The sequence below is a fragment of the Streptomyces sp. NPDC003038 genome, assembly GCF_040611115.1.
Taxonomy (GTDB): Bacteria; Actinomycetota; Actinomycetes; order Streptomycetales; family Streptomycetaceae; genus Streptomyces.
Genome location: NZ_JBEXNN010000002.1, coordinates 25,311 through 51,834, shown reverse-complemented (window position 1 = coordinate 51,834; position 26,524 = coordinate 25,311). Strand labels below are relative to the sequence as shown.

31 protein-coding genes are annotated in these 26,524 nt (G+C 72.1%); 14 read left to right on the top strand and 17 right to left on the bottom strand.

Annotated features, from left to right (window positions below; translation table 11 throughout):
• Positions 1–5: 5 nt before the first annotated feature.
• The 3 genes from ABZX75_RS02880 to ABZX75_RS02870 form a co-directional block, all read right to left on the bottom strand.
• The gene (locus tag ABZX75_RS02880) at positions 6–1,214 is read right to left on the bottom strand and encodes a T4 RnlA family RNA ligase (RefSeq protein WP_355407131.1); all 1,209 of its coding nucleotides are present in this window, start codon (positions 1,212–1,214) and stop codon (positions 6–8) included.
• 152 nt (positions 1,215–1,366) lie between these two features.
• Positions 1,367–1,600, bottom strand: coding sequence for a VOC family protein (locus ABZX75_RS02875; protein ID WP_355407129.1), 234 nt, complete (start codon positions 1,598–1,600; stop codon positions 1,367–1,369).
• 101 nt (positions 1,601–1,701) lie between these two features.
• Positions 1,702–2,109: an arsenate reductase ArsC gene (locus tag ABZX75_RS02870; protein WP_355407127.1), complete on the bottom strand. Its 408-nt coding sequence runs from the start codon at positions 2,107–2,109 to the stop codon at positions 1,702–1,704.
• Positions 2,110–2,200: 91 nt separating this feature from the next.
• On the opposite strand from ABZX75_RS02870, the gene ABZX75_RS02865 reads away from it, so the two are divergent.
• From ABZX75_RS02865 to ABZX75_RS02855, 3 genes are read left to right on the top strand one after another with little or no spacing between them, the layout of a single operon-like run.
• Positions 2,201–2,509 (top strand): metalloregulator ArsR/SmtB family transcription factor, encoded by a 309-nt coding sequence (locus ABZX75_RS02865; RefSeq protein WP_355407125.1) that lies wholly within the window; start codon positions 2,201–2,203, stop codon positions 2,507–2,509.
• Positions 2,506–3,597 (top strand): ACR3 family arsenite efflux transporter, encoded by a 1,092-nt coding sequence (gene arsB / locus ABZX75_RS02860; RefSeq protein ID WP_355407123.1) that lies wholly within the window; start codon positions 2,506–2,508, stop codon positions 3,595–3,597. Before ABZX75_RS02865 ends, arsB begins: the two co-directional genes overlap by 4 nt.
• Positions 3,594–3,764, top strand: a complete 171-nt coding sequence (locus ABZX75_RS02855) for a hypothetical protein (protein WP_355407121.1) — start codon at positions 3,594–3,596, stop codon at positions 3,762–3,764. The genes arsB and ABZX75_RS02855 overlap by 4 nt, the downstream gene beginning before the upstream one ends.
• 69 nt (positions 3,765–3,833) lie before the next feature.
• On the opposite strand, the gene ABZX75_RS02850 is transcribed toward ABZX75_RS02855, so the two are convergent.
• A complete protein-coding gene (locus tag ABZX75_RS02850; protein WP_355407119.1) occupies positions 3,834–5,873 on the bottom strand; it encodes a heavy metal translocating P-type ATPase in 2,040 nt (679 codons plus the stop codon).
• Between the two features lie 95 nt (positions 5,874–5,968).
• Between ABZX75_RS02850 and ABZX75_RS02845 the strand changes: the two genes are divergently transcribed.
• The 3 genes from ABZX75_RS02845 to ABZX75_RS02835 all read left to right on the top strand — a co-directional run bounded on the left by ABZX75_RS02845 (position 5,969) and on the right by ABZX75_RS02835 (position 8,210).
• Positions 5,969–6,361, top strand: a complete 393-nt coding sequence (locus tag ABZX75_RS02845) for a metalloregulator ArsR/SmtB family transcription factor (protein WP_355407117.1) — start codon at positions 5,969–5,971, stop codon at positions 6,359–6,361.
• 163 nt (positions 6,362–6,524) lie between these two features.
• On the top strand, positions 6,525–7,415 hold the full coding sequence (locus ABZX75_RS02840; RefSeq protein WP_355407115.1) for a DUF2182 domain-containing protein: 891 nt from the start codon (positions 6,525–6,527) through the stop codon (positions 7,413–7,415).
• A gap of 141 nt (positions 7,416–7,556) precedes the next feature.
• Positions 7,557–8,210 (top strand): DUF1326 domain-containing protein, encoded by a 654-nt coding sequence (locus ABZX75_RS02835; protein ID WP_355407113.1) that lies wholly within the window; start codon positions 7,557–7,559, stop codon positions 8,208–8,210.
• A 74-nt stretch (positions 8,211–8,284) separates the two neighbouring features.
• On the opposite strand, the gene ABZX75_RS02830 is transcribed toward ABZX75_RS02835, so the two are convergent.
• Positions 8,285–8,563, bottom strand: a complete 279-nt coding sequence (locus tag ABZX75_RS02830; RefSeq protein WP_355407111.1) for a hypothetical protein — start codon at positions 8,561–8,563, stop codon at positions 8,285–8,287.
• 116 nt (positions 8,564–8,679) lie between these two features.
• Positions 8,680–9,087 carry a four-helix bundle copper-binding protein gene (locus ABZX75_RS02825; RefSeq protein WP_355407109.1) on the bottom strand — a complete coding sequence of 136 codons (408 nt, stop codon included), beginning with the start codon at positions 9,085–9,087 and terminating at the stop codon, positions 8,680–8,682.
• A 153-nt stretch (positions 9,088–9,240) separates the two neighbouring features.
• Between ABZX75_RS02825 and ABZX75_RS02820 the strand changes: the two genes are divergently transcribed.
• Positions 9,241–10,434, top strand: coding sequence for a CapA family protein (locus tag ABZX75_RS02820; RefSeq protein ID WP_355407107.1), 1,194 nt, complete (start codon positions 9,241–9,243; stop codon positions 10,432–10,434).
• A gap of 21 nt (positions 10,435–10,455) precedes the next feature.
• On the opposite strand, the gene ABZX75_RS02815 is transcribed toward ABZX75_RS02820, so the two are convergent.
• Positions 10,456–11,241: a DUF72 domain-containing protein gene (locus ABZX75_RS02815; RefSeq protein WP_355407105.1), complete on the bottom strand. Its 786-nt coding sequence runs from the start codon at positions 11,239–11,241 to the stop codon at positions 10,456–10,458.
• 117 nt (positions 11,242–11,358) lie between these two features.
• Between ABZX75_RS02815 and htpX the strand changes: the two genes are divergently transcribed.
• A complete protein-coding gene (htpX, locus tag ABZX75_RS02810) occupies positions 11,359–12,273 on the top strand; it encodes a zinc metalloprotease HtpX (protein WP_355407103.1) in 915 nt (304 codons plus the stop codon).
• Positions 12,274–12,386: 113 nt separating this feature from the next.
• A complete protein-coding gene (locus ABZX75_RS02805; protein WP_355407101.1) occupies positions 12,387–12,983 on the top strand; it encodes a hypothetical protein in 597 nt (198 codons plus the stop codon).
• Between the two features lie 103 nt (positions 12,984–13,086).
• Here the strand turns inward: ABZX75_RS02805 and ABZX75_RS02800 are convergent, their stop codons facing one another.
• Positions 13,087–13,842, bottom strand: a complete 756-nt coding sequence (locus ABZX75_RS02800; protein ID WP_355407099.1) for a protein phosphatase 2C domain-containing protein — start codon at positions 13,840–13,842, stop codon at positions 13,087–13,089.
• 158 nt (positions 13,843–14,000) lie between these two features.
• Here ABZX75_RS02800 and ABZX75_RS02795 point away from each other — a divergent pair, with 158 nt between their 5' ends.
• On the top strand, positions 14,001–14,300 hold the full coding sequence (locus tag ABZX75_RS02795) for a hypothetical protein (protein WP_355407097.1): 300 nt from the start codon (positions 14,001–14,003) through the stop codon (positions 14,298–14,300).
• Between the two features lie 205 nt (positions 14,301–14,505).
• Here ABZX75_RS02795 and ABZX75_RS02790 read toward each other — a convergent pair whose 3' ends face one another.
• The 4 genes from ABZX75_RS02790 to ABZX75_RS02775 all read right to left on the bottom strand — a co-directional run bounded on the left by ABZX75_RS02790 (position 14,506) and on the right by ABZX75_RS02775 (position 17,037).
• Positions 14,506–14,736: a DUF6480 family protein gene (locus ABZX75_RS02790; protein ID WP_355407095.1), complete on the bottom strand. Its 231-nt coding sequence runs from the start codon at positions 14,734–14,736 to the stop codon at positions 14,506–14,508.
• A 315-nt stretch (positions 14,737–15,051) separates the two neighbouring features.
• Entirely contained in the window at positions 15,052–15,816 is a 765-nt protein-coding gene (locus ABZX75_RS02785; RefSeq protein ID WP_355407093.1) for a 2OG-Fe dioxygenase family protein, read from the bottom strand.
• Between the two features lie 103 nt (positions 15,817–15,919).
• On the bottom strand, positions 15,920–16,456 hold the full coding sequence (locus ABZX75_RS02780) for a DUF5709 domain-containing protein (protein WP_355407091.1): 537 nt from the start codon (positions 16,454–16,456) through the stop codon (positions 15,920–15,922).
• Entirely contained in the window at positions 16,441–17,037 is a 597-nt protein-coding gene (locus ABZX75_RS02775) for a DUF6328 family protein (protein WP_355407089.1), read from the bottom strand. The genes ABZX75_RS02780 and ABZX75_RS02775 overlap by 16 nt, the downstream gene beginning before the upstream one ends.
• Positions 17,038–17,302: 265 nt before the next feature.
• On the opposite strand from ABZX75_RS02775, the gene ABZX75_RS02770 reads away from it, so the two are divergent.
• Together ABZX75_RS02770 and ABZX75_RS02765 are read left to right on the top strand one after the other, a co-directional pair.
• Positions 17,303–18,190: an SDR family oxidoreductase gene (locus tag ABZX75_RS02770; protein ID WP_355407912.1), complete on the top strand. Its 888-nt coding sequence runs from the start codon at positions 17,303–17,305 to the stop codon at positions 18,188–18,190.
• Positions 18,191–18,266: 76 nt separating this feature from the next.
• The gene (locus ABZX75_RS02765; protein WP_355407087.1) at positions 18,267–19,805 is read left to right on the top strand and encodes an FAD-dependent oxidoreductase; all 1,539 of its coding nucleotides are present in this window, start codon (positions 18,267–18,269) and stop codon (positions 19,803–19,805) included.
• A 79-nt stretch (positions 19,806–19,884) separates the two neighbouring features.
• Here the strand turns inward: ABZX75_RS02765 and ABZX75_RS02760 are convergent, their stop codons facing one another.
• Together ABZX75_RS02760 and ABZX75_RS02755 are read right to left on the bottom strand one after the other, a co-directional pair.
• Positions 19,885–21,021 carry a glutamate--cysteine ligase gene (locus tag ABZX75_RS02760; protein WP_355407085.1) on the bottom strand — a complete coding sequence of 379 codons (1,137 nt, stop codon included), beginning with the start codon at positions 21,019–21,021 and terminating at the stop codon, positions 19,885–19,887.
• The gene (locus ABZX75_RS02755) at positions 21,018–21,275 is read right to left on the bottom strand and encodes a hypothetical protein (protein ID WP_355407083.1); all 258 of its coding nucleotides are present in this window, start codon (positions 21,273–21,275) and stop codon (positions 21,018–21,020) included. Before ABZX75_RS02755 ends, ABZX75_RS02760 begins: the two co-directional genes overlap by 4 nt.
• Before the next feature lie 278 nt (positions 21,276–21,553).
• On the opposite strand from ABZX75_RS02755, the gene ABZX75_RS02750 reads away from it, so the two are divergent.
• Together ABZX75_RS02750 and ABZX75_RS02745 are read left to right on the top strand one after the other, a co-directional pair.
• Complete coding sequence (locus ABZX75_RS02750) at positions 21,554–21,793, top strand: DUF6213 family protein (RefSeq protein WP_355407081.1); 240 nt, start codon at positions 21,554–21,556, stop codon at positions 21,791–21,793.
• Between the two features lie 154 nt (positions 21,794–21,947).
• Complete coding sequence (locus ABZX75_RS02745; protein WP_355407079.1) at positions 21,948–22,718, top strand: VOC family protein; 771 nt, start codon at positions 21,948–21,950, stop codon at positions 22,716–22,718.
• Between the two features lie 200 nt (positions 22,719–22,918).
• Here ABZX75_RS02745 and nadE read toward each other — a convergent pair whose 3' ends face one another.
• The 3 genes from nadE to asnB form a co-directional block, all read right to left on the bottom strand.
• Positions 22,919–23,749 (bottom strand): ammonia-dependent NAD(+) synthetase, encoded by an 831-nt coding sequence (gene nadE / locus ABZX75_RS02740; RefSeq protein WP_355407077.1) that lies wholly within the window; start codon positions 23,747–23,749, stop codon positions 22,919–22,921.
• 119 nt (positions 23,750–23,868) lie between these two features.
• Positions 23,869–24,510 (bottom strand): endonuclease, encoded by a 642-nt coding sequence (locus ABZX75_RS02735; protein WP_355407075.1) that lies wholly within the window; start codon positions 24,508–24,510, stop codon positions 23,869–23,871.
• 168 nt (positions 24,511–24,678) lie between these two features.
• Positions 24,679–26,520, bottom strand: a complete 1,842-nt coding sequence (gene asnB / locus ABZX75_RS02730; RefSeq protein WP_355407073.1) for an asparagine synthase (glutamine-hydrolyzing) — start codon at positions 26,518–26,520, stop codon at positions 24,679–24,681.
• Between the last annotated feature and the right edge of the window lie 4 nt (positions 26,521–26,524).

The following is a 26,524-nucleotide window of genomic DNA, read 5'->3' as shown; positions in this document are numbered from 1 at the left end:
ACGGGTCAGTTCTCCTCATCGGTGGTGAAGGGGTCGGCCGCTTCCGGCCGTACGGCCCGCCAGGTGACGAGCTCGGTCGGCCGCTCGTCCAGCCGCAGGAACATCGCGGCGCGGATCCAGCCGTCGCTCAGTTCCTTCACCGCGCGTGCGAACGCGGCGCGGTCGGCGGCCAGGTGGACGAGCCCCCGGAACGCCTCGTCGATGGCGCGCTCCCGCTGCGCGGCCTCGTCCTCGATACGGGCGACGACCTCGCGCACCCAGGTGTCGAACTCGTCCGGCACCTGCTCCAGCAGCGCGTCGAGCGGCTTGCCTCCCGATGCCTCGATGTCCCGGATCGTGCAACCGAGGCTCTGGGCGAGCTGCTTGGCGGGAAGCCCGGCGAACCGCTGGATGCCGTGGCTGCGCCAGATGTCCCGCTCGGTGACGCCGGTGAGGACCTTGTGGAGCCGTACGTACTCGGACAGCTTGGCCTTCGCCCGCACGCCGGAGGCGAACCGCAGCACGAAGCCCTCGGCGTCGGTGCCCGTCGCGCTCCGGCCGCCGGGCATGGTGTTGGACTCGGTCAGGGTGATCAGCTCGTCGATCGGCATGGCCGGCCACACGGTGACGACGGAGCCGACGCCCTCCCAGTGGGCCGCGGCCTCGGCGAGCGGGACCTCCGTGCCGTCCCGGCCGAAGGCCGCGAGGAGGACGAGGTCCCGGCGGTCGCCGTAGTCGACGACGATGCGGTTCTGGGGGTACAGGATCTCCGCGAGGTAGGTGACGCCCGGGCGCAGTGCGGCGGTGTCCTTGCCGTCGAGGCGGCGCTGCGCCCAGGTCGCCTGGGTGCTGGTGAAGGAACCCTTGGACGCGACCCGCCAGCGGCCGGCGTAGTGGAAGACCACCGCGAGGCTGCCGTCGACCTTGTCGTACACCTCGAACGGCTCGTCCGGCAGGGCCGGTGCGTACGGCTGGCCGGACTCGTGCTCGCCGACGTTGAAGAACTTCGGCAGCGGCAGGGCGATGACGGCGCCGGTGGAGTCGTCGGCGACGAGCCCGCGGCAGCGCGTGGTGACCTGGTTCCAGACCCGCTCGTACTGCGCGGTCCGCGTGTACGTGTAGATGGACAGCGGCAGTTCGGGGTGCGACTTGCGGGTGACGTACCCGGCGTCGATCGAGTCCGCCAGCTCCTGCGCGGGCATCAGGTCATGCAGAGTCAGGTGGTCCTGGCTCATGGGTTCCTCCCGGTTCGAGATGGTTCATTCTCAGGTGCGGGAGGGTCTGCCCGGTACCCAATTATGACTGGTCCGGCCGTGATCGGGCGTAGCCGTCCTCACCCTGACCTGGACACCTCCGCCTCGTCTCCGCAGGAAACCGCAGGGCTCATCTAGTGGGAGATACAGAGCTCGTTGTGCTCCGGGTCGGCGATGGTGGTCCAGGTGTAGGGACCCTGGCTGCCCTCGTGCAGGAAGATGGCGCCCTTGGCGAGCAGTCGCTCGACGACGGCGCGGATGAACTCCTCGTCGCTCGGCTCCACTTCCCAGCCGAGGGCGTCGGCCCACCAGTCGGCGAGCGGGTGCGGGCCGGCCGAGTCGATGGTCACCTGGAACGTGTATGCCATGCCGGGACCCTACTGAGGGCGCCCCGCGGCCTCCACTGTGGTCCCCTACGAGCCGGCGGGCTTGCCTGGGAGCCGGGGTTTGCCTGGGAGCGGGGGCTTGCCTAGGAGCTCGGGGCGATGTCCGCGATCAGGCCCTCGACCAGCTTCTTGATCTCGTCGCGGATCGGGCGTACGGACTCCACGCCCTGGCCGGCCGGGTCTTCGAGCTTCCAGTCCAGGTAGCGCTTGCCCGGGAAGACGGGGCAGGTGTCGCCGCAGCCCATGGTGATGCACACGTCCGACGCCTTGACCGCGTCGACGGTGAGGATCTTCGGTGTCTCGGCGGACATGTCGATGCCGACCTCGCGCATCGCCTCGACCGCGGCCGGGTTGACCGAGTCGGCGGGGGCGGATCCCGCAGAGCGGACCTCGACGCGGTCTCCGGCCAGGTGGCTCAGCCACGCGGCGGCCATCTGGGAACGGCCGGCGTTGTGGACACAGACGAAGAGCACGGAGGGCTTGTCCGACATCAGAGGTCTCTCTTGTCTCGCGACGAAATCAGGCGCCACTGACATCAGCACCTGGTGGCGTCATCCACCACTGATGTGACAGTATCAGCCCATGATGACGTCAGTCGACACTGAACTGATCCGGGTCCTGGCAGACCCCCTCAGGCTCCGGATCGTGACCCTGCTCGCCCGCGAAACGCTGTGCACCACGCACCTCGTGGAGGAGACCGGTGCCAAGCAGACCAACCTCTCGAACCATCTGAGAGTGCTGCGCGAGGCCGGGGTCGTGGAGACGGAACCATGCGGCCGCTTCACCTACTACAAGCTGCGTCCGGACGTCATCGCCCAGCTCGCCGGCCAGTTCGCCGACCTCGCCGAGTCCGCTCGTACCGCTGCCGAAAACAAGAGGGCCTGTCCGTGACCCCCACCCAAGCTCCCGCTGCCGCCGAAGACTCCTCGGTCGTCGCGAAGCTCTCCACCCTCGACCGCTTCCTCGCGGTCTGGATCCTGCTCGCCATGGGCCTCGGGCTCGGGCTCGGCCGCCTCATCCCCGGCCTGAACGACGCGCTCGCCGCCGTCGAGATCGGCGGCATCTCCCTCCCGATCGCGGTCGGCCTGCTGATCATGATGTACCCGGTCCTCGCCAAGGTCCGCTACGACAAGCTCGACGCGGTCACCGGCGACCGCAAGCTGATGATCTCGTCACTGGTCGTCAACTGGGTGCTGGGACCCGCGCTCATGTTCGCTCTCGCCTGGATCTTCCTGGCGGACCTGCCCGAGTACCGTACCGGCCTGATCATCGTCGGCCTCGCCCGCTGCATCGCCATGGTCATCATCTGGAACGACCTCGCCTGCGGCGACCGCGAAGCCGCCGCGGTGCTGGTCGCGCTCAACTCGGTCTTCCAGGTCATCGCCTTCGGCCTGCTGGGATGGTTCTACCTCGACCTGCTGCCGGGCTGGCTGGGCCTCGGCGACGGCGAACAGCTCGACATCTCCATGTGGAAGATCGCGCTCAACGTCGTCATCTTCCTCGGCATCCCGCTCGTGGCCGGCTACCTCACCCGCCGCCTCGGCGAGAAGAAGCTGAGCCGCGAGGACTACGAGGCCACGTTCCTGCCGAAGATCGGCCCCTGGGCGCTGTACGGCCTGCTGTTCACGATCGTCATCCTCTTCGCCCTCCAGGGGAAGACGATCACCTCGCAGCCGCTGGACGTGGCCCGGATCGCCCTGCCGCTGCTCGTGTACTTCGCGGTGATGTGGTTCGGCACGTTCCTCCTGGGCAAGGCGATCGGTCTCAACTACGACCGGACTACGACGCTGGCCTTCACGGCGGCGGGCAACAACTTCGAGCTGGCCATCGCCGTCGCCATCGCCACCTTCGGCGTCACGAGCGGCCAGGCCCTCTCCGGCGTCGTCGGCCCGCTCATCGAGGTCCCCGTCCTGGTAGCGCTCGTCTACGTGTCGCTCGCGTGGCGCAAGAAGTTCACGGCGCGGCCGCTCTCCTCATGACACGACGCACCGACGTGGTGGTGATCGGCGAAGTCCTGCGCGTGGAGAGCGACCGCGGCGCCTGGCACGCCCGCGCGGCCCGTCAGCGCCACCGGCGCCTGGTGGGCGTGGCGGTCGCCCCGTGCCGGCCACCGCGCCGGTCCCGGTGTGCCCCCCGGGACCGGTAGACCGCCCGGGCGCCCCGCGGCGGTCTCCTCTCCCCGGGCCGAGCCCGCGCCCCGGGCCGTACGAGGCTGCTACGGCATCCGCCCGAGCCCATCATCCGAGCCGGAGCCGGGGGGCAGGGCCGCCGTCGGGGCCGCGGCGGCGGCCCGGTCCCAGGCGGCGTCGCGCAGCAGGCGCAGACCGTTGAGGCCGACGATGACGGTGGACCCCTCGTGGCCGAGGACCCCGAGCGGGAGCGGCAGGTGCCCGGCCAGATCCCAGACGACCAAGCCGGAGATGAAGACTCCGGCGATGACCAGGTTCTGCACCACGAGGCGGCGCGCGGCGCGGGACAGCGCGATCACCGCCGGGACGGTGGCCAGTTCGTCGCGGACGACGACCGCGTCCGCCGTCTCCAGGGCGAGGTCGGAGCCGACGCGGCCCATGGCGACGCCGGTGTGCGCGGCGGCCAGTGCGGGGGCGTCGTTGACGCCGTCGCCGACGACCAGCACCTTGCGGCCGGCCCCCTCCAGCTCGCGGACGGCGGCGACCTTGTCCTGGGGCAGTAGTCCGGCGCGGACGTCGGTGAGGCCCACTTCGTCGGCGAGGCGGGCGGCGGCGCGCGGGTTGTCCCCGGTCAGCAGGGTCGGGGCCGAGCCGGTCAGTGCGGTGAGGGAGGCGATGGCGGCGGTCGCGCCGGGGCGCAGCCGGTCGGCGAGGCCCAGCACGCCGACCGGGACCCCGTCGCGCTGGACGAGGACGGCGGTGCGGCCGCTGTCCTCCAGTTCGCCCGCCACCGCCAGGGCGTGCGCCCGGGCCGGGTCCGTGGCGCCGTCGAGCAGCCGGGCCGGGGCTCCGGCCGTGACGGTGTGGCCGTTCACGGTGGCCGTGACGCCGATTCCCGGTGCGGAGGCGAAGTCCCCGGCGACCGGCAGGCGCAGGCGCCGTTCGCGGGCCGCGTCCACGACGGCGCGGGCGAGCGGGTGCTCGCTCGCGTGCTCGGCGGCGGCTGCCAGGGTGAGCAGGGCGTCCTCGTCGAGGCCGCTGCCCGGCAGGGGAAGGATCGCGGTGACGCGGGGCGTGCCCTCGGTCAGCGTGCCGGTCTTGTCGAGGGCGACCGCGTCGATCTCCGCGAGGCGCTCCATGACGACGGCGGACTTCACCAGCACGCCGTGGCGCCCGGCGTTGGCGATGGCGGACAGCAGCGGCGGCATGGTGGCCAGTACCACCGCGCACGGCGATGCGACGATCATGAAGGTCATGGCCCTCAGGAGCGAGTCGGCGAGGTCCGCGCCGAAGGCCTGCGGGATCGCGAAAACGGCCAGGGTGGCGACGACCATGCCGAGCGAGTAGCGCTGTTCGACCTTCTCGATGAACAGCTGGGTGGGCGCCTTGGTCCCGGAGGCTTCCTCGACCATGGCCACGATCCGGGCGATGACGGACTCGGAGGCGTTTCGCTCCACCGTGATCCGCAGGGCTCCGGTGCCGTTGAGCGTGCCCGCGAACACCTGGTCACCGGTTTCCTTCAGCACCGGCAGGGGCTCGCCCGTGATGGTGGCCTGGTCGATCTCGCTGACCCCGTCCAGGACCCGGCCGTCGGCGCCGACGCGTTCGCCGGGGCGGACGAGGAGGGTGTCGCCGACGACGAGGTCCTCGGTCGCGACGGTCTCCTCCCGGCCGTCGCGCGTCAGGCGGGTGCCGGTGGCGGGGGCGAGGTCGAGCAGGCCGCGCACCGCGTCCTGGGTACGGGCGGTGGCCAGCGCCTCCAGGGCTCCGGAGGTTGCGAAGATGACGATCAGCAGGGCGCCGTCCCTCACCTGCCCGATCGACGCCGCCCCGATCGCCGCGACGATCATCAGCAGGTCCACGTCCAGGGTCTTGTCCCGCAGGGCTCGCAGCCCGGTCCAGGCCGGCTCCCAGCCGCCGGTGACGTAGGCGAGGGCGTACAGCGGGCCCCACGTCCACACGGGGGCTCCGGCCCATTCGAGCGGCAGCGCGATCAGGAACAGCAGCAGCGCCGCCGCGGCCCAGCGGGCCTCGGCCAGTGCGAACACCCGCGTGCGGCGCCTCGGCGCCGTGGCGGAGCCGCTCGGCGCCGCGCGTTCCGGACGCTGGAGCAGGACAGACGGCATGACGAATCAACCCTTCGCGGGCGGAGGACGGCAACACGCTCACCATACAGGAACACCTGAACAGGTCTTCAGATGTCATCAGTAGGATGGACGCCATGGGTCACGGAGCCGACGACAAGAACACCGCCACCACGCGCGAGCGCCTGGACGCCGTGGGGACCGCGGACGTCGCCGCGACCCTTCAAGCCCTGGCGACCCCCTCGCGGCTGTACATCCTCGCCCGCCTCCAGGAAGGGCCGTGCGCGGTCGGCGACCTGGCCGAGGCGGTCGGGATGGAACCGTCCGCCTGCTCCCACCAACTGCGGCTGCTGCGCAACCTCGGCCTGGTCGCGGGCGAGCGGCAGGGCCGCTCGATCGTCTACGCCCTCTACGACCACCACGTCGCCCAACTCCTCGACCAGGCGCTCTTCCACGTCGAGCACCTGCGCCTGGGACTCCACGACACACCGGTCGCCGAGGCGGCGCGGCCCGCCCCCTCCCGCCACTGACGCCACCGGCCGGCCGCCTGCCCCCACGTCGTCCCGGCCGCCCCCGCCCGTGCGAGCGGACGGGGCGGCACGGCAACGCGGGCACTCCCCGGGTTTTGGGTCTTGCGCTTCTGTGATCTGCTGAAGATGACGTCGGGGCACACGCGTCCTTGGGAGGCACTCCATGCCGCACCTCCGCCTGGCCCCACCGGCACCGACTCGGCCCGGCGTCCTCCTTCCCGTACGCGATCTGGCGCTCGCCTGGGTCCTGCTGGTGGTGCTGGCCGCCCTGGCGTGGGTGCTCACGGTCGGCCAGTCCCGTCACATGGGGATGGAGCCCGGCACCATGGGCCTCGCGCTGCCCCTCTTCCTGCTGCTGTGGGTGGTCATGATGGCGGCGATGATGCTGCCGTCGGTCGCGCCGGTGGCCATCACCTGGGTGCGCGGGATCAACCGCCGCTCCACGGGTTTCGCCCGCACCCTGCGGATCGCCGAGTTCCTCGGCGGGTACCTCCTCGCCTGGACCGGCTTCGGGCTGCTCGCGTACGGGGCCCTGGCGGCGACCGGCCACCTCGTGGACCGCAGCCCCGGGTCGGGACGCTGGATCGGCGCCGCCGCGTTCCTCCTCGCCGCGCTGCAGCAGTTCGGGCCGCTGAAGCGGGTCTGCCTGCGGCACTGCCGCAACCCGATGCGGCAACTCGTCGCGTACTCGCGCTACCGGACGTGGGCGAAGGACCTCCGCGTGGGTGCGCACCACGGGCTCTACTGCGTCGGTTGCTGCTGGGGCCTGATGATCGTCCTGATCCCCCTCGGCCTCATGAACGTGGCCGCGATGGCGGGGCTGGCGGCGGTCATCTTCCTGGAGAAGCTCTGGCGGCAGGGGCCTTGGCTCACCTGGGCCGTCGGCCTGGTCTTCCTCGTCCTCGCCGGGCTCGCCCCGTTCCAGGACTGGCTGCTGCCGGGCCTGGAGCCGGAAGGTCCCCCGATGGGCGACATGGAGATGGGCGCGGCGACGGGCGGGACCGGTGGGAACGGGATGGATGCCGTGCCGCGGCTGGATCGGGCGGCGGGCTGAACTCGCCGGTCGGCCTTGGTTCCCGGAGGCGGCGGGGGGAGAATTGATGGTGACCCGTGCCACCGGGCGCCTTGGCGCCCGGCGGGGCATGGCCGACCGGGTGATGCCTCCCGGTGCGGGCCATCAGGAGGCGACGACGACATGTCCGAGACGACGGCGACTGTTCCGAGATGGCATGCGGCCGGCGACTGGTTCGACACGTGCAGGTGCAATGTCCCCTGCCCCTGCTCGTTCGCCCAGCCGCCCACGTTCGGTGAATGCGACGGTGTACTGGCCTGGCACATCCGCGAGGGCCATTACGGCGGGGTGCCGCTGGACGGCCTGAACGTGGTGATGCTGGCGTCCTTCGTCGGCAATGTGTGGGCCGAGCACAGCGACGCGTACGCGGCGGTGTTCCTGGACGAACGCGCAGACGAACCGCAGCGTGAAGCCCTCCAGATGATCTTCGGTGGCCAGGCGGGCGGCTGGCCCGCCGAGCTGGCGGGCATGCTGGAAGCGGAGATGCGGGGCATGGACTTCGCCCCCATCGAGTTCGAGGTCGACGACGACCTCGGCAGCTGGAAGGCGACGATTTCCGGGCGGGTCGAGGCGCGCGCGGAGGCACTCACGGGACCCACGACACCGGAGGGCGAACGGGTCCAGAGCACCAACCTGCCGGGCTCGGAGACCGGGCCGGGCCAGGTCGCGACCTGGGGTCGCGCGACGGCGGACCGCGCTGACGCCTTCGGCTTCCAGTGGAGCCGGGAGGGGCAGTCCAGCAAGCACATCACCTTCGACTGGACGGGCCCCGACTGAGCTCTGCCCGTGAGCGGGCGCCCGTCGGCGCGCCCCTTTCAGTACGCGCCCCTTCGCGTCAGCAGGGGCGCGTTTCAGTAGGGGCGCGGAGACATGACCTGTGGCTCGGCATCCGGCGCCTCGAAGAGGCAGCGCGGGATACCGGGCCCCGGTGTGACGCGCACGTGGACCGGGGTGGGCGGATCCGTGGGCAGCTCGACGGGCACCGTGACGGGGTGGTCGCCGCTGGTCGTGGTGAGCCCCGTCTCCTTGCCGTCGACGAGCACCTCGACCACGACGGGGTGTCCGGTCTGGACGGTGGCGGTGACCGAGTGCCCCGCGTGGTCGATGTGGAAGTGATGGCGCCGCCTCATGAAGTCGCCTCCCCGGACTCGCAAAGCCCACCTCAAGCGTAGCCACCCGTCCTTTCTCCGGCCTTCCGGGCCGGTGGGGCGGCGGCAGGGGACGACCGGGCGACCGGGCGACCGGCTCAGCCGAGGGAATCGAGCAGCGCGGTGCACGCCTCCTCGCAGTTGCGGCAGCTCTCCGCACACATCCGGCAGTGGTCCATGTCGGCGTGGCTCGCGCACTCGTCACCGCACGCCTTGCAGGCCGTGACGCACGCCCGCAGGATCGCGCGGGTGACGTTGGCGTCGTAGCCGGTGTGGCGGGAGAGGACCGCGGCGGTGGCGTTGCAGATGTCGGCGCAGTCCATGTCGGTGCGGATGCACTTGGTCAGGTCACCCACCATGCCCTCGGACAGACAGGCGTCAGCGCACGCGGTACAGGCCTGGGCGCAGGCGATGCACGCCTCGATGCACGTCGCCATCGCCTCGGAGTCCACGCTGCCCAGATCGGCCGGATAGGTGTCCAGCATGTCCTTGACCGATGCGGTCACGGTGCTCACCTCCCTCTTCCGTGGCCGGTGGCGGGGCGGATCGGGCGACCCGTCTCAGGGCGCCGACGGCACACGAGAGCGACTACCCCGCGGTGCGGACCGCACGCGGCGCCTCCCGTGACATCCCCGGTCGGACGGTCCTAGCCTGGACGGATGCAGGGTGGTCCGATCACGCTGTGCCTCACCGGGGACGTGATGCTCGGCCGGGGCATCGACCAGATACTTCCGCATCCCGGTGATCCGGCGCTGGCCGAGGCGTACGTCCGGGACGCCCGCTCCTACGTCGAGCTGGCGGAGGCGGCGAACGGCCCGATCCCCCGGCCCGCCGGCTTCGCCTGGCCCTGGGGCGACGCGCTGGAGATCCTCGACCGGGCCGCGCCCGACGCGCTCGTACTCAACCTGGAGACGGGCGTCACCCGGAGCGACGACTTCGCGCCCGGCAAGGGCATCCACTACCGCATGCATCCGGACAACCTGCCCTGTCTGGCCGCCGCCCGTCCCGACGTCTGCGTACTGGCGAACAACCACGTCCTCGACTTCGGCCGCCGCGGTCTCGAAGAGACACTCGACTCCCTGGCCGGAGCCGGCTTCCGTACGGCCGGGGCGGGACGCGACGCGGATGAGGCCCGCCGCCCGGCGACGGTCCCGCTCGACGGTGGCCGCCGGGTCCTGGTCCTGTCCTTCGGCATGCCGTCCAGCGGAGTCCCGCCGAGCTGGGCCGCGTCGGCGGACCGCAGCGGGATCGACTTCGTGGCCGGGGCCTCGCACACCGCGGCGGCCGCGCTGGTCGCCCGTATCCGGCAGGTGAAACGACCGGGGGACGTCGTCGTCGCGTCGATCCACTGGGGCTCCAACTGGGGCTACGACGTCCCCCGCGAGCAGATCCGCTTCGCGCACGCCCTCGTGGACGGCGGCGCCGACCTGGTGCACGGCCACTCGTCGCACCATCCCCGGCCCCTGGAGGTGTACCGGGGAAAGCTCATCGCGTACGGCTGCGGTGACCTGGTCAACGACTACGAGGGCATCACCGGCTACGAGCACTACCGCGACGACCTGCGGCTTCTCTATTTCCCCGTCCTGGAGCCCGACACCGGCCGGCTCCGCGCGCTGCGCATCACCCCGCTGCGCGCCCGGCGGATGCGGCTGTGGCGCGCACCGGAGGACGACTGCCGGTGGCTCCAGGAGGTCCTCGACCGGATCAGCCGAGGCCACGGCCGAGGCCGAGGCCGAGGCCTCGGCCTCGGCCTCGGCCTCGGCCTCGGTTCACGCATCGCCGTGGAGCCGGACGGCACACTCACCCTCGCCTTCGACGACCAACAGCAGTCACCGCCCCCGCCCCCGCGGTGACGAGGCACATGCGGTCGCCGGTCACCGCGCGGACCGCGCCACGGGGTACGGCGGCGTACGGCTGACCGTCCGGCCCAGTGCGGCCGCCGCCCGGGCGAAGTGCGCGGCGTCGACCACGGCCGCGCCGCCCGGGTCGTTGTTGAAGTACACGTACACGTCGTCCTCGTCCGGCCAGGCCGCTGCGATGCGTCCGGCCCAGGACGTCAACGCCTGTCTGCCGTAGCGCGGCCACGGCTCGGCGGTACCACCGTGGAAGCGGACGTAGCCCCAGGACGCGGTACGCCACAGCGGCGATACGGGACGGGAGCCCCTGTCGGCCCAGCACAGCGCGCTGCCATGGCGCTCCAGCACCGCGCGCAGCTCACGCTCCGCGTCCCACCACGAGGCGTGCCGGAATTCGACGGCCACCCGGACCCGGGTGGGAAAGCAGCTCAGACACGCGTCCAGCGCGGCGACGCTCTCCCGGTAGGTGGGCGGCAGTTGCAGCAGCACGGGCCCCAGCCGGTCGCCGAGTCCCTCGGCGCGGTCCATCAGCCGGGCCACGGGCTCCTGGGGCTCGCGCAGCCGCTTGATGTGCGTCAGATAGCGGCTCGCCTTGACCGCCATGACGAAGCCCTCGGGCGTCCGCTCCCGCCAGGAGGCGAAGGTCTCCCTGGTGGGCAGCCGGTAGAAGGCGTTGTTGTTCTCGAGGGTGGCGAACCGCCGGGTGTACTCCTCCAGCCACAGCCGCAGCGGCAGGTCGCTCGGATAGACGACCCCGCGCCAGTCCTTGTACTGCCACCCCGAGGTTCCGACGAGCATGGGCATGTCCGGCCTCTGCCCATACGGAAGAAAAGATATCCAGCTACCCGACTAAAGGGGTGAAAGCGGCACAATCGAGGGAGAGGAGCACGGCGTGAGCGCTCCGGCTGGAGGGTGGGTCAGATGCCTCGTCCCGGTTCTCATTCCCGCTATGCGCAGGACAAGGGGCTCACCACCCGCATGGTGATCACCATGTTCCTGATCGGACTGCTCTACGTGGTCTTCGTCGGGGTCCTGCTGGCGCTCCTGCGCGGCTCGTGGCCGCTCATCCTGGTGATCGCGGGAGGTCTCTTCGTCGCGCAGTTCTGGTTCAGCGACCGGATCGCGGCCTTCGGCATGGGTGCCCACGAGGTCACTCCCGAGCAGGCGCCCGAGCTGCACGGCGCCGTGGACCGCATCTGCGCCCTCGCCGACATGCCCAAGCCCCGGGTGGCGATCGCCGACAGCGATGTGCCGAACGCCTTCGCCACCGGCCGCAATGAGAGCACCGCCCTGGTCTGCGCCACCACCGGCCTGCTGCGGCGCCTGGAGCCGGAGGAGCTGGAGGGGGTCCTCGCGCACGAGCTGTCGCATGTCGCCCATCGCGATGTCGCGGTGATGACCATCGCGTCCTTCCTCGGCGTGCTGGCGGGAGTGATGACCCGGGTCGCGCTCTACGGCGGCCTTGGCCGCCACGGCCGTGACAGCGGCACCGCCATCGCGGTGCTCGTGATTCCCCTGGTCAGCGCCGTGGTCTATGTGATCAGCTTCCTGCTCACACGGCTGCTGTCCCGCTACCGCGAGCTGTCGGCCGACCGCGCCGCCGCGCTGCTGACCGGCCGTCCCTCGGCGCTCGCCTCCGCGCTCACCAAGGTGACGGGCCAGATGGCGCGGATCCCCACGCGGGACCTGCGCAAGGCGGAGTCGTTCAACGCGTTCTGGTTCGCGCCCGCCTTCTCCTCCGAGCTGAGCCTGGGCCGGCTGTTCTCCTCCCACCCGACGCTGGAGCAGCGGCTGGACCAGCTGGGCCGGATCTCCGCGCAGCTCGGCCGGCCGTGACCCGCATGCCCCCGTGACCCGTGCGCCGGCGGCCCGTACGCCTGTCACCGGTACGCGCGCCACCCGTACGCCTGTCACCCGTACGCCCGCCACCACGACCGGAGGTGCTTCCCGTGGGACTCCTCGACACCATCCTCGGCCGCAGCAAACCGGTACGCCCCGACCTCGACCGGCTCTTCGGCCTGCCCGGCGCCGCGATCACCCTTGAGGCGGGCGCCGGCTTCGCCCCGACCGGCCTCGGCTCGGTGTGCTTCGCCACCGTGGAGGGCGGCGCCTTCGCGCGCCTTCAGGAGGACGTACGAGAGCTCCTCGACGCGGACACCGGCCGCGGCGGTACACCCGTCGAGTTCAGCCGGGACGCGTACGGCTATACCTGGCTCCTCGCCCGGCATGCCGCCGACGACACGGCGTCGCTGGTCAACGACCTGCACGCCGTCAACACGCTCCTGGAGGAGGCGGGCTTCGGCCCGCAGCTGCTCTGTTCCCTGATGGCCTTCCGGGAAGCCGCGGGCGATCGGGCGCTGGCGCTGGTCTACCTCTACAAGCGCGGCACCTTCTACCCCTTCGCGCCTCTGCCCGGGGCGGCCGAGAAGCGTGACAGTGCGCTGGAACTCCAGGTCAGGTCCCTGCTGGGGGACGACCTCGGCATCGAACCGGAGCTGGGCCGGTGGTTCCCGGTGTGGGGCGCGCCGGGGCTCGGGAAGGAGTGACGGCAAGGAGCGGCGGCAAGGAGCGGCGGCAAGGAGCGGTGAGGGGCGCGGCGGCGGAAAGGGGCGGGAAGGAGGGCCGGGCCCGGGTGTCGGTCCGCCGTCGTCATTCGACTTCCTCGTCGCCGCCTATGCGTACCAACGCGAGGGTGATGTTGTCCGGGCCGCCCGCCTCCATGGCGGCCTTCCACAGCTCGAAGGCGGCCCTGCCGTCGTCGTGCACCCGGAGCACCCGGTCGATCGCGTCGTCGGGAACCGGGTCCGTCAGGCCGTCGCTGCACACCAGGTAGCGATCGCCCGCGGACAGCGCGAAGGCCGAGACGTGGGGCGTGACGCCTCTGAAGTCGTGACTGCCGCCGAGCGTCTGCGTGACGGCCGACGTCGTGCGCTGCCCGGGCCGCGGGGGCGGGCTGTCGTCGACGCTCACCTGGCGCAGGCCGCCCGCAGCGGCCTCGTAGACCTTGCTGTCCCCCACGTTGAAGGCCAGTAGCGCGTCCGCCAGGACGATCGCTCCCGCGACCGTCGTCCCCATGGTGGCGAGCTCCGGTCGGCCCTCCGCGGCCTCGTACACCGCACGATTGCACGCCTCCAGCGCGTCACCGACGGGGCGGGCACCGTCCAGGGTGGGACCGAGCGAGGCGAGCCGGCGTACGACCAGGGCGCTCGCGACCTCACCGGCCGGCTGGCCGCCGAGCCCGTCGGCGACCGCGACGACGAGCGGTCTGCCGAAGGGGAACAGCAGCGTCTGGGGGTTGTCGGTCACCGTCCCGCACAGCGTCCACGGTCCGACGACCAGGCTGTCCTCGTTGTGCTCGCGCAGCAGCCCGGCATGGCTCAGGGCGGTCACAGCTATATACGGCACCTCGATGTCCCGCCTCTCCGCAGCAGGCGCGCCTCCCCGGCCTCCATTGTCACGCGCTGCGGCGCCCTCGGCATGCGGCGTGCGGCCCGCCGGAGCACGCTGGTCCTGAAGCTGCCCGTCCGCCGACCGGCAGCGCGGCCAGGAAAGGACTGCCAGGGATGTTCGCGAGGCTGAGCACCTACCAGGGATCACCGGTTCCCGCCGAGGGGGACGTGACCGCGAATTCGGAGGCGATCGTCGAGCAGGTCCAGGGGGTTCCCGGTTTCCGGGGCGTCTACTACCTCGTCGACCGGGCTTCCGGGAAGGCCATGTCGCTGACCCTGTGGGAGGACGAACAGACCATGCTGGCGAGCGAGGAGAAGGCCTCCCGGATCCGCGAGGAGAGCGCTCAGCGGGAAGGCCAGCGGATCGTCTCGGTCGAACGCTTCGAGGTGGGCTTCAGCAGGCTCAAGCCGTAAGGGTGAGCATCCGCCTCGGTTTAAGAACCCGCTCATATGGAAATTTGCCGGGTGTGCCGCGGTTCCGCATCAGTGCGGAGGGAGACCGAGGCCGCGAGCCTTCGACGGGCGGCCCGCCGCGGCGCACCAGACCGACACCGCCGCCGTCCCCGCATCACAGCGGGGACGGCGGTCGGGTGGCGGCGGCCCCACGGCCGCTCGGCGCTCACATGTTGAGCGCGATGGCGAAGGCCAGGAAGAACAGCGCGCAGACGAGCGCCACGAAGCAGATGATGACGATCGGCCCTTTGGACCAGCCGCGCTTGAGGGGCCGGTACGGGCCCGCGCCGGAGCTGGTGCTCGACTCGGCGGGCGGGGTCTCCCCGGCAGGCACGCCGCCGCCCGGTTCGAGTCCTGGGGTGTTGCGGGGATCCGGGTCGGGGTTGTTCGTCTTCATGTTCAGTCCTCGCCTCTGACGATGTTCCAGTCCCCCGCGGCCTGCGCTCCCGGCCCGTCGTCGGGATCCGGTTCGCTGCCCGGCCGGGTGACGGCCGGTCGGCAGGTTCTCACCCTTTCCTCGGGGGGAATGCGGAGTGTTGTCGGCCGGGTGTCCGCCTGCGTCTGCATGGCCGACACCTCCCCTGCTCGTCGTTCGGTTCGGTTGTTGCCCGTCGGGCGCCTACCCCCTCCCGCCCCGATCAGTCAGGCTGCCGGACCACCCCGCTGCGCCGTCTGCCGTCTGCCGTCCGGGGTCATGGACTTCGTCGAGGGGTCACGACGCGAGCGTGACGACGAGTACGTCCCGGTACGCCGGGTCGGCGGGCTCGACCGGGTGGACGGGCGTCACGCTGTGCAGCGTTCGCCGGTCGTCGCCGAGCAGGAGGGTGCCCGGCTCCGTCATCGTCGTCGTGAGCAGGACTTCTCCCTGCGGATGGAAGACGGCGCTCTGCCCGCCGACGGCATTGCGCCGGCTGATCAGGAGTGAGGAGACGAGGGTGACGCCGTCACGGTGGACGCCTTCGGGGGTGGGCTGTCCCTGGAGTCCGGCCGAGGCGACGACCCGGAAGGGATGCACCTTCACGGTCCACTCGGGCGGATCGTCCAGGCAGGACGCCGCGGCGGCCAGGAGCCGCAGCAGGGAGCGGAACAGCGGGTCGTCGGCGAACTCCGGAGTGAGGGGTTCGAAGTACCGGTCCTCGCCGATGAAGAGCGGGTTGCTGTCTTCGGGCTGGACGAAGGAATCGTGGGGCCGCGGGCGCGTCTCTCCCGAGGGGGTGAGTCCGAAGTGCCCGTAGCGCCGCAGCCTGCTGGCCCCGCCGGAGACGTAGGGGTCGGGCGCCAGCGCGTCCCAGTGCCGGCCGAAGCGGGCCCACTCGTGCGGACTGGCATGGAGCCGTCGCGTGACGGTGGGCGCCGCCATCAGATGGGCGCCCACCGAGGTCAGGGCCGCCCTCGCCTCGTCCAGCGCCGGGTCCGCGGCGGGCCCGTGGGAGAACGAGGACGCGGCTTCAGGGGCGATGCGTCGCACGTGGTTCATGGCTGGCTGCTTCCCTCTCGTCCGGTTTGCATGCCTGGGGCGTGGGTCGCCCATCGGCCGGCTTCCACCGTCCGTCTCCGCGGTGGGCGCCCGTACGGCAGGGCTATTCCGGCTCCGCCGGCGTGCCGCCCTCCGCCTCGATGTCCGCGACGGCCTCGATCTCCGCCTGGATCTCGGCCTCCGACTTCTCCGGCCGCGGTTCCTCGCCTTCCGAGCCCTCGGTACCGCTTTCCGTCCTCTCCACGTGCATGGCCGCCTCCTCGGCCGAGAGGCCGCCCGCGTCGTCCCCCACGTCCCGGGCCAGAACGTCGATGTTCCGTCGCGGATGGGCCTCTCCGACGGCGGCCAGGCGGCCGACCGCGTCCTCGGGCGCCGGCTGCGCCGCGGGCACCTCGTCGGCCTCCGGAGCCTCCTGCGCGAGGCGCTGGTCGAGCGTCTCGCCCGCCTGCTGCTCCTCCGCCGTGGTGCCGTACCGGGTCGCCGCCAGCGGCCGGTCGGGAGGCGAGTAGCCCTCGTCGAGCGTGCGGTCGAGATCAGGTTCGTCCAGCGCGTTCTCCATGTCGGGCTGCCGCTCGGCCGGCTGGTCCGCGTCCTGCGGCCGGTACACATCGTCTCCGTGGGCGTTCACACCGTCGGCCATGGTTCGTCACCTTTCCTGTTCCGCGTGGACCGGTTGCGGGCGTCTTGGGCACGGACGCTGCCGTGGGCGCGGACCTTGATGTCTCCCGTCCTGATCCGCTGGACGGCCGTCCGGCGCAACAACAGCCCCGGCACCAGCCAGCAGAGGGCGAACCAGAGCACGAGGACGCCGTCCAGTACGAGCGCGGCGGGCCCGCTCAGCACCATCCGCAGCACGATCAGCAGTCCGAGCGCCACCATGCCCAGCAGCAGGCACAGGCCGATCGCCGTGAACCGCGCCGCCCAGGCCACCGTCTCGGGCTTAAGCCCGAGGCCGGTCACGAGGCGGTGCACACACACCGGGGCGGTCAGCGCGCCCGTCGCCGCGGCGCCCAGCAGCACGCACGCGACGTACATGTACTGGTCCACCCGGCCGAGCCGTTCGAACCCCGGGGTGAAGGCCGCCGCGAGGAGGAAGGCCAGCAGCAGCTGCACGCCGGTGAGGGTGACCCGTACCTCGTGGAGCAACTCGCACCAGAGGCGGTCGGCCCGCTCGTCGATGCTCTCTCGCCGGTCGCCGGGACCGACACCCCTGGCATTCACGCCGACCTCCGTCCGTCCGCGGCGACTCGTCCGGTCCCCGAACGCCGGTCCCTCCGCATCCGTCTCTCAGAGCCGTACGTCCTCTCAGAGCTGTACGTCGGAGCGCCTACCCCCTTCGGCGCAACTCAGACGACGGCTGCGGATGATCGCTCCGGAAGAGGGCAACCGTCCGGTGTGGGGGCATCAGCCAAGGAGGTAGAACACGGTGAAGCAGCACGCGGAACAGCACACGGAGCGGGGCGCGGGTCCGGACGCGCGGCAGAACGTGAAGCAGGGCGGGCCGGCCGCGGATCCGAGGACCGCGTATCCACAGCCCGACTTCCCGCAGCAGGAGCAGGAGCATCCCGGATGGACCGGGCCGATGGACCCGGTGCCCGATCACGGTGAGGGCTCCTACCGCGGGCACGGGCGGCTCCAGGACCGCAAGACGGTCATCACCGGTGGCGACTCGGGAATCGGCCGGGCGGTCGCCATCGCCTATGCGCGCGAGGGAGCCGACGTGCTCTTCACCCATCTGCCCGAGGAGACCGAGGAGGCCGAGCAGACCACGCGGCTCGTGGAGGAGGCCGGGCGCAAGGCGGTCCCCGTCGCCTGCGACATCCGGGAGGAGGAGCAGTGCCGGGCACTGGTGGACCGGGCCGTGGCCGAGTTCGGCCGCATCGACGTCCTGGTCAACAACGCGGCCTACCAGATGGCGCAGCCGGACGGGATCGCGGCCATCACCACCGAGCAGTTCGACCGCGTGATGCGGACCAACCTGTACGGCATGTTCTGGCTGTCGAAGATGTCCCTTCCGCACATGTCGCCCGGCAGCAGCATCATCAACACCACGTCCGTGCAGGCGTACAAGCCCAGTCCGCCGCTGCTGGACTACGCCATGACCAAGGGTGCGATCGTCACCTTCACCCAGGGACTGGCGCAGATGCTGGCCCAGGAGGGCATCCGGGTCAACGCGGTGGCCCCCGGCCCCGTATGGACCCCGCTGATTCCGGCCACGATGCCCGACGCGGCCGAGTTCGGGAAGCAGTCGCCCCTGGGGCGGCCCGCTCAGCCCGCCGAACTGGCCCCGGCGTACGTCTTCCTCGCCTCCTCCGAGGCCGGTTACCTCACGGCGGAGGTGCTGAACGCGACGGGCGGCACCCCGCTGCCCTGATCGCCCGGAGGTCGGACGGCAGGGCTGCTTCCCCGCGGGGGCGCATTTCCGGGGAGATCGTGGGCAGTCGCCCGCCATGAGCCATCACCCCGACCCCGTAGGGTCCCACTGGATGCAGACCGTCGACTTTCCGGCCCATCCGCCGCTCACGGACCCTGCCGTCGCGGACGTCGCCGTCATCGGCGGCGGCATCGCCGGGCTGAGCACCGCATGGGAGCTCGCCCGCGCCGGCCGCAGCGTGGTCCTTCTGGAGGCGGGGCGGATCGCGGCCGGCGTCACCGGCCACACGACGGGCAAGCTCACCGCCCTGCACACCACCGTGTACGACGGTCTGCGCCGTCGCCGCGGCCCGCAGGCCGCCCGCGAGTACGCGCAGTCCCAGAGCGCGGCCCTGGAGCGGGTCCGCGAGGTCGCCGCCCGGCTCGGGGCCGACTGCGAGCTCGAAAGCCGGTCGGCCTACACGTACTGCGAGGACGCGGACGGTGTCGACGCCCTGCGGGCCGAGGCCGAGGCCGCCCGCGACGCCGGGCTCGACGCCGAGTTCGTCACGGAGACCGGACTGCCGTTCCCGGTGGCGGGCGCCGTACGGGTCGCCGGCCAGGCGCAGTTCCACCCGCGCAAGTACCTGCGCGCGCTGGCGGACGACGTGACCGCGCTGGGCGGCCGTATCCACGAACACTCCCGCGTCACCGACCTCGTGGAGGGGGACCCCTGCCGGATCACCACGGAGGCGGGGGTGACGGTGCTCGCGCGGGACGTCGTGGTCGCCACCCACTACCCGGTCTTCGACCGGGCCATGCTCTTCACCCGCCTCACCCCGCACCGGGACGTCGTGATCGCCGGCCCGCTGCGCGCCGACCGGGATCCCGACGGCATGTACATCACCCGCGAGGGCGGCAAGCGCTCGGTGCGCACCGCGCCGTACGGCGACGACCGCCTGCTCATCCTGACCGGCGAGGCCTTCACTCCCGGTGACGGGGGTGTCGAGGCCCGCTACGAGCGGCTCTCCGAGTGGCTGCACGAACGCTTTCCCGGCGTCCCGGTCACCCATCGCTGGGCCGCGCAGGACAACGCGCCCACCGACACCGTGCCGCTCATCGGCCCCTTCCACGCCGGAAGCAGCCATGTGTACGTCGCCACCGGCTTCTCCGGCTGGGGCATGAGCGGCGGTGTCATGGCGGGGCAGCTGCTCCGCGCCCTCATCGACGGGCCGGCTCCCGCCTGGGCCGAACTGTACGATCCGCGCCGGCTGGGCCCCGTACTGAAGGACGCGCCCGCCTTCCTGAAAGCCCAGCTGCGGACCGGCAAACACCTGGTCGGGGACCGGCTGGAGGCGCTGACCGAGGGAGCCCGGCCGACGGTGGACGAGCTGCCTCCGGGCGGCGGAGCGGTCGTACGGGTCCAGGGGAAGCCGTGCGCCGTCCACCGCGACGACGAGGGACGCCTGCACGCCGTGTCGGCCACCTGCACGCACATGGGCTGCGTGGTCGCCTTCAACGACGCGGAACGCACGTGGGAGTGCCCGTGCCACGGCTCCCGCTTCGGCGTCGACGGCGACGTCCTCCAGGGCCCGGCCCTGCGCCCCTTGGAGCGGCGCGACGTCGAGGACCTGTGAGGCGGTGAAGACCTGTGAGGCGTAGAGGACCTGCGGGGCTAGAGGACCTCTGAGGCCCAGTCGCCCTCTTCCGCGAGGCTCAGTCGCCCTCTTCCGTCGCCCGGACGAGGGCGTCCACGACGCCCTTCAGGCCCCCTTCCGCGGCCCAGGCCCGTTGGCGGTCCGCCCCGCAGCCGCGGGCCGTGAGGCGCCGTACGAGCGACTCCGCCTCGCCCGCGTCTCCGTACCGCTCCAGCGCCGGACGGACGTACTCCACCAGCCGCTCGGCCTGGCGGCGGCCGGAGGCGATCGCGCCGCTCATCGCGTCCACGCCGCTGCCGCTCCAGCCGTCGCGGGCCGCCCGCCAGCACGCTGCGCGCACCAGTTCTCCCGGGACGGGCGGGCCGGGATCACCCCGGCGCACGCGCTCCGACAGTGTCACGACGAGTGCCCGGATCAGCGCGGTGAGCGCGGCGGTGTCCTCGACGGACGGCATGACGTCCATGCAGCGGATCTCGATGGTGGGCAGACGCGGGTTCGGCCGGACGTCCCAGAAGGGCATGCCCGCCTCCAGCATGGCCTCGGAGTCGGCCATGGCGGCGGCGAGCCGCTCGTACCCCTCCAGGGACTCCGCGTACGGCGGCGGGCCCAGGCACGGGAAGCGGCCCCTGATCACGGTCCGCCAGCCGGCGTACCCCGTGTCGCAGGACCGGTGGAACGGCGAGTTGGCGGTCATCGCGATGAGGAGCGGCAGCCAGGGCCGAAGGTGGTTGCCGACGAGCACGGCGGTCTCGCGGTCCGGGAGGTACACGTGGGCGTGGAAGGCGGACACCGCGAAATCGTCGAGCATGGCCCGGTACTGGAGGGCGCCCGCCCGGTAGCGCGGGTGGCCGCCGTGCGCCGGTTCGGCCGCGCCGATCACGGGGGTGCCCCCGGCGCACAGGCGCAGTCCCTGGGCCCGGGCCGCCTCGACGGCGGCGGCGCGCATGGCGACGAGCTCGGCGCGCAGTTCGGCGGTTTCCGTGCACGGCGGTGTCCGGCCTTCGATCTGGTACTCGGTGAACTCACCCGTGAGCATGTCGCCGACGGCGGGCGCCGCTTCCCGCACCACCTGTGTCCCGGCGGGGCGAACGGCCCGGGTGACGGGATCGACGAGGAAGTACTCCTCCTCTACGCCGATGGTGGGAATCGCGGCGGTCGTGGGCCCGGGAGCGGTGCCGTCTGTGGGCGGGCTCATGGCGCCGCGCCCGGGCGGCCTGCGGAACGCTCGGGGCGGCGGGCTGCGGTCCGGGCGACGCGGTGAGCGGGCACGTCGGCCGGGCGCAGGAGGTCGGGGACGGGCCGGCCGTCGGCGTCGGCGGCGTCGGCAGCCGTATCGGGGTCGGCCTCGGTCTCGGCGGGGAAGGCGTCGCCGTCACGAGCGACGCCGCGAGCGGTGCGCCGTACGAAGACGTCCGTGTGGGACTGCGCGCCTGACTCCGGGCGGCTCATGGAATACCTCCCTCTCCCCGTCTCTTCCCCCTACCTTCCGCTGCCCCGCATGCCCGCGCCTAATCGACGGTGATCGCATGCCTGACCGCCGCGCGGGTGGCCGCGCGCAGGACGGCCCGGGACCGGACGGTGGCCCGGTCGGGCGGTTGCCCGCGTGCCCTCGGGGTAGCCGCCCGATGAGTGACCGGCCGGGCGCTCGGTCGCGGGACGAAAGGCCGGCACACGCCCGAGCGCTCCTTCCCACTTTCCTTTCTCGTGCTTCTTCGGGAGGCGGTTTCATGATCCAGGTGTCCATACCGCTGATCCCCGCGGCCGATGGCGGTCTGTTGATACCCGCCGACCATGTCACTGCCCTGCTGCGCCGCCTCGCGGGCGACTGGGTGCACTCGACCGACTCCGGAGAGATGCGTGCCGACCCTCAGACCGTCGTGGACCTGGCCGGCGTACTGACGGAACTCGCCGACCAGATCGACGTCGAGTGCATCGGATTCGCGTCCACCCCGGAAGAGGAGCTGTGAACGGGCGGAACGGGCGGCGGCCGCTCTCGGCCGACCGAATCCACGGCGGCGAGTAGGGTGGGAAGGGTTCCCGTGACGCGTGAGGCGGATGGGGTTGGCTGTCGTGTCGACATCAAGTCACGAAGCGTTCGGCGCACCATGCTGGGTCAGCCTGATGACCCGCGACCTCGGCGCGGCCCAGGAGTTCTACCACGCGGTACTGGGCTGGGAATTCCGTCCCGCCCGCCTCGGGGACGCCTTCTCCGTCGGCTTCAGTGGCGGGGTCCCGGTGGCCGGTATCGGGGCCCTGGCCAGGGCGCTGTCGGTCCCGGTGGCCTGGCTGCCGTACTTCGCCGTCGACGACGCCGACGTCACCGCGGCACGCATCCTCGAACGCAGTGGAACCGTCGCCGTCGGCCCCCTGTCCTTCGGCACCGGCCGGGCGGCACTCGCCGCCGACCGCGACGGGGCGGTCTTCGGAATCTGGCAGGGCGGGGCCATCCCGGACTGGGGCATGGGCGACGGCGACGACGCGCCGGCCTGGCTCGAACTGCGCACCAGAGACGCCTTCGACGCCGCCATCTTCTACGGCGAAGTCCTCCAGTGGGCGTGCGACCAGCCCGGCTGCTGCGAGGTCGCCTACGAGGAGGAGAACAACCACATCCTCCTGCGCCACGGGACCCATACGGTGGCCCGCCTGCACGGCGGCGCGTTCGCGGAGGCCCCCGACCCGCACGTCCGCCCGCGCTGGCACGTCCACTTCCGGGTCCCCGATCTGGAGGCCGCCGTGGAGACGGCCACCGCACGCGGCGGCCAGGCCCTGGCCGGCACGGAATCCGATCCCCCCGGTCGCGGGATCATCCTGCGGGATCCCCACGGCGCGCTCTTCGGCATCGCCGCCGCGGCCGAGCCCGACGCCGGGACCACCGGCGTCCAGGCCCCGTAGGGTCTTTGAGACCCCGGTCCGCATGGCACAAGATCCCGTAGACCATGTGGCGGTGACCATTGCGGCGTCCGCCGCGCAGCCCGGCCGCAGGCGGCTACGGCTCCAGCCGCACCCGCCCCGCGGGCGTCGGATGACCGCGCCCCCTGCCCGGCCCCATGACCGGACGGGAAGACGGTCGCGAGAGCCCGCCGGACCAGTCCTCAGGGGGCAACGGGCAGTCGGCGCTTGTGCTCGGTGAGGCGGTAGCGGCGGACGATCGTCTCGAAGGCCCGCTCGGCCACCGGCTTGCCCTCCAGGAAGTCGTCGATGTCGTCGTAGGTGACCCCGAGGGCGTCCTCGTCGGCCTTGCCCGGGTCGAGGGTCTCCAGGTCGGCCGTCGGGGTCTTCCACACCAGCCCGGCGGGCGCGCCCAACGCGTCGGCGACGGCCCGCACCCGGCGCTTGGTCAGGCCGGTCAGCGGGACCAGGTCGGCGGCGCCGTCGCCGAACTTGGTGAAGAAGCCGGAGACCGCCTCCGCGGCGTGGTCGGTGCCGACGACCAGGCCGTCGTGCGCGCCGGCCACCGCGTACTGGGCGATCATGCGCTGCCGGGCCTTGATGTTGCCGTGTACGAAGTCCTGGTGGCGGGCGTCGCGGAAGCTGACGCCGGCGGCCAGCGAGGCCTCGAGCGCGGCGTCGCTCGCGGGCTTGATGTCCACGGTCAGCACGTGGTCGGCCTGGATGAAGGAGAGCGCGAGCTGGGCGTCGTGCTCGTCGGCCTGGACCCCGTAGGGCAGCCGCATCGCGTAGAACCGCGCCTCGTGGCCGGCGGCCCGGGCGCGCTCGACGGCGAGCTGGCACAGCCGGCCGGTGGTGGTGGAGTCGACGCCGCCGCTGATGCCGAGCACGAGGGAGCGCAGACCCGTGGAGGTCAGCCGCTCGGCGAGAAAGGCCACCCGGCCTTGGATCTCCCGCTCGGCCTCGAAGGTCTCGGCGACCTGGAGTTCCCGGGCGATCTCCTGCTGCAGGGCGATGGACGCCGGCTCGCTCACGTCTGCTCCTTGTTCCGGTTCACGATGTGCTGTCACGCCACCCTACCCAGAGGTGTCCGGCGGATCGGGGCCGGACAGCCCGGCCCGGCCGGCGGCCGTGCGTCCCCCGGGCCGGGGGCTCAGCCGGTTTCGCGCAGCTCGTCCACCGCGCCCTTGGACAGCTCGACGCGGATGAGGGCGGCCGCCAGTCTCGGCAGGTCATCGGCGGGGACGAGCCCGGCCAGGCGCTCGGGCGTCTTCGGCAGTCCCAGTTCGTCCGCCCCCTGCCGGGCCCGGCGGTCGAACGCCGGGCGCAGCTCGGGCCACAGTCCCTGCGCCTCCCGGCAGAAGATGTCCGCGCCGACGGGACCGATCCTGGGGATCTCCCGCAACAGCTCGCGCGTCCGGCCGGGATCCCGGCCGGCCTCCTCACGCAGCCGCCGCAGGTCTCCTCGATACCGGTCGAGGAGGAACTCGGCCCCGTCCCCGAGCGCCGTCGCCGTGCTCTCGTCGTAGCGGCGGTAGTGTGCGCGGCCGAGGGCGTCCACCCGGTCCTGCCAGGAGGACGCGGCCATGGCGCGAGGCGTGCGCAGCCCGGCCGTGAAGAGCTCACGGGCCGCGGCCACGGCGATGTCCGCCTTGATGCGTACGGCGAACAGCGCGCACAGGGTCACCAGCTGGTAGAGCGGCGCGGGCGTGTTCCGCAGCCGGATGCCGGCTTCCTCGGCGTACGTCTGTCCGTACTGCTCCAGCAGGCGTCGGGTCGTCGCTCCCTGGGACACGGCGCAGTCTCCTTTTCGGCCTCCGGTCACCGCCCGGCCCCTCCCTCCCCACGCGGCTGCCCCGCCTCCGGCGGGCGCATGCGCTCAGGGCGGGTGCGGGACCGGGCGGGCCGTTCGGCTACTCCCCCGTGCTTGCCGGTCCGAACGGCCTCAGCCGTACCGTCACCGTCAGAGGGCTATCCGCACTCCGTACGTCCGCAGCCAGTCGTCCAGCTGGAGCGTGGTTTCCAGCGCCGCCCGGCTCATCCCGTGCTCCAGGGCCGCGGCTCCCTGCCGTGCCACCGCCTGCTTGAGCCGGGCCGAGAACAGCGGGGCGAGCGGGCTCTGATCCGTCCGGACGACATCCGCCAGCCGTTCGCGGAGCACCCGGTTGTAGGCGGCGTCCCGGATGGAGGGATAGGGGGTCTTGATCCGCTGGGCCACCGCCGCGGGGAGGAGGTCCCGCATGGCCGCGCGCAGCAGGCTCTTCTCCCTGCCGTCGAAGCTCTTCATGGCCCAGGGGACGTTGAAGGTGTACTCGACGAGCCTGTGGTCCGCGAAGGGAACCCTGACTTCGAGCCCGCATGCCATGCTCATCCGGTCCTTGCGGTCGAAGAGCACCTGGGCGTGGCGGGTGAGCGCCAGATAGGTGACCTCCCGGTAGCGCGCCTCGGCCGGGTCGCCGATGTGCTCGGGCGCGGCGATCTCGGCGACGGCGGAGCTGTGGCAGTCGCGCTCGTAGGTGGCCAGGTCGAGCTTGGCCAGCAGATCGGGCTCGAAGACGACCTCGTTGCCCTGGTAGTTGTGCCGGCCTTCGTGCACCCACGGGAACGTGCTGGAGAAGACCGCGTCGGGGTCGCGCTGCCAGCGGTATCCGCCGAAGACCTCGTCACCGCATTCCCCGGAGAGGGCGACGGTGGAGTGACGGCGCACGAGGCCGAAGAGCTGATGCAGTGAGGCGTGCTCGTCGCCCTTGGCGAGGGGCAGGTCGTAGGCGGCGAGGACGGAGGCCCGCAGTGCCGGGTCGAGCAGGTCCGGCGCGTGCAGGGGCAGTTCGCTGTGGTCCGAGCGGACGTGCTCCGCCAGCAGCCGGGCGTAGAGGTGGTCGTCGTTGCCCCGCGTGCCGGGCTCGTGGCGCGGATCGCTGTCGGTGACCGAGCAGGAGCGGATCCGTCCCGGCCCCTGGGTACGGGACACCTGCGCGGCGAGCGCGGTGAGAGAGCTGGAGTCCAGGCCGCCGGAGAGCAGGGTGCACAGCGGCACGTCGGCCACCATCTGCCGGCTGACGACGGATTCGAGCATGTCGCGGACGGTGCTGATGGTCTGCTGGAGCGTGTCGGTGTGTTCCCCGACCCGCAGTCCCCAGTAACGCTCCTCGACCGCGCCCGACCTGGTCACACGCACGGTGCAGCCCGGCGGGACCTCGCGCATGCCCCGGAACATCGCGTGTCCGGGCACCTTGGCGACCGAGAGGATGTCGCGGAGCCCGTCGGCGTCCACCACGGCCGAGAAATCCGGATGCGCGAGGATCGCCTTCGGTTCGGAGCCGAAGAGCACTCCGGTGGGGGTCGGCGCGTAGTAGAGCGGCTTGACGCCCATGCGGTCCCGGACCAGGAGCAGTTCCTCCCCGCGTGTGTCCCAGACGGCGAACGCGTAGATCCCCTCGATGCGCGTGACGAAGTCGGACCCCCACTCCAGGTAGGCGCGCAGGACCACCTCGGTGTCGCTCCGGGTCTTGAACTCGTGTCCCATGGACCGGAGTTCGGCGCGCAGCTCCTGGAAGTTGTAGGTTTCGCCGCTGTACGTGAGGACGGCACGGGGGTCGGTGCCGTCCTCGGCCGTCATGGGCTGGCAGCCGCCTTCGAGGTCGATGACGGACAGCCGCCGGTGTCCCAGCGCGACGTGTTCCGCCATCCAGAGGCCTTCGGCGTCCGGGCCGCGCCGGGCCATTGTGGTCGTCATCGCCCGCGCGATGTCCTGTTCTCGTGCCACGTCACGTGAGAAGTCGACCCAGCCGGCGATACCGCACATGGAA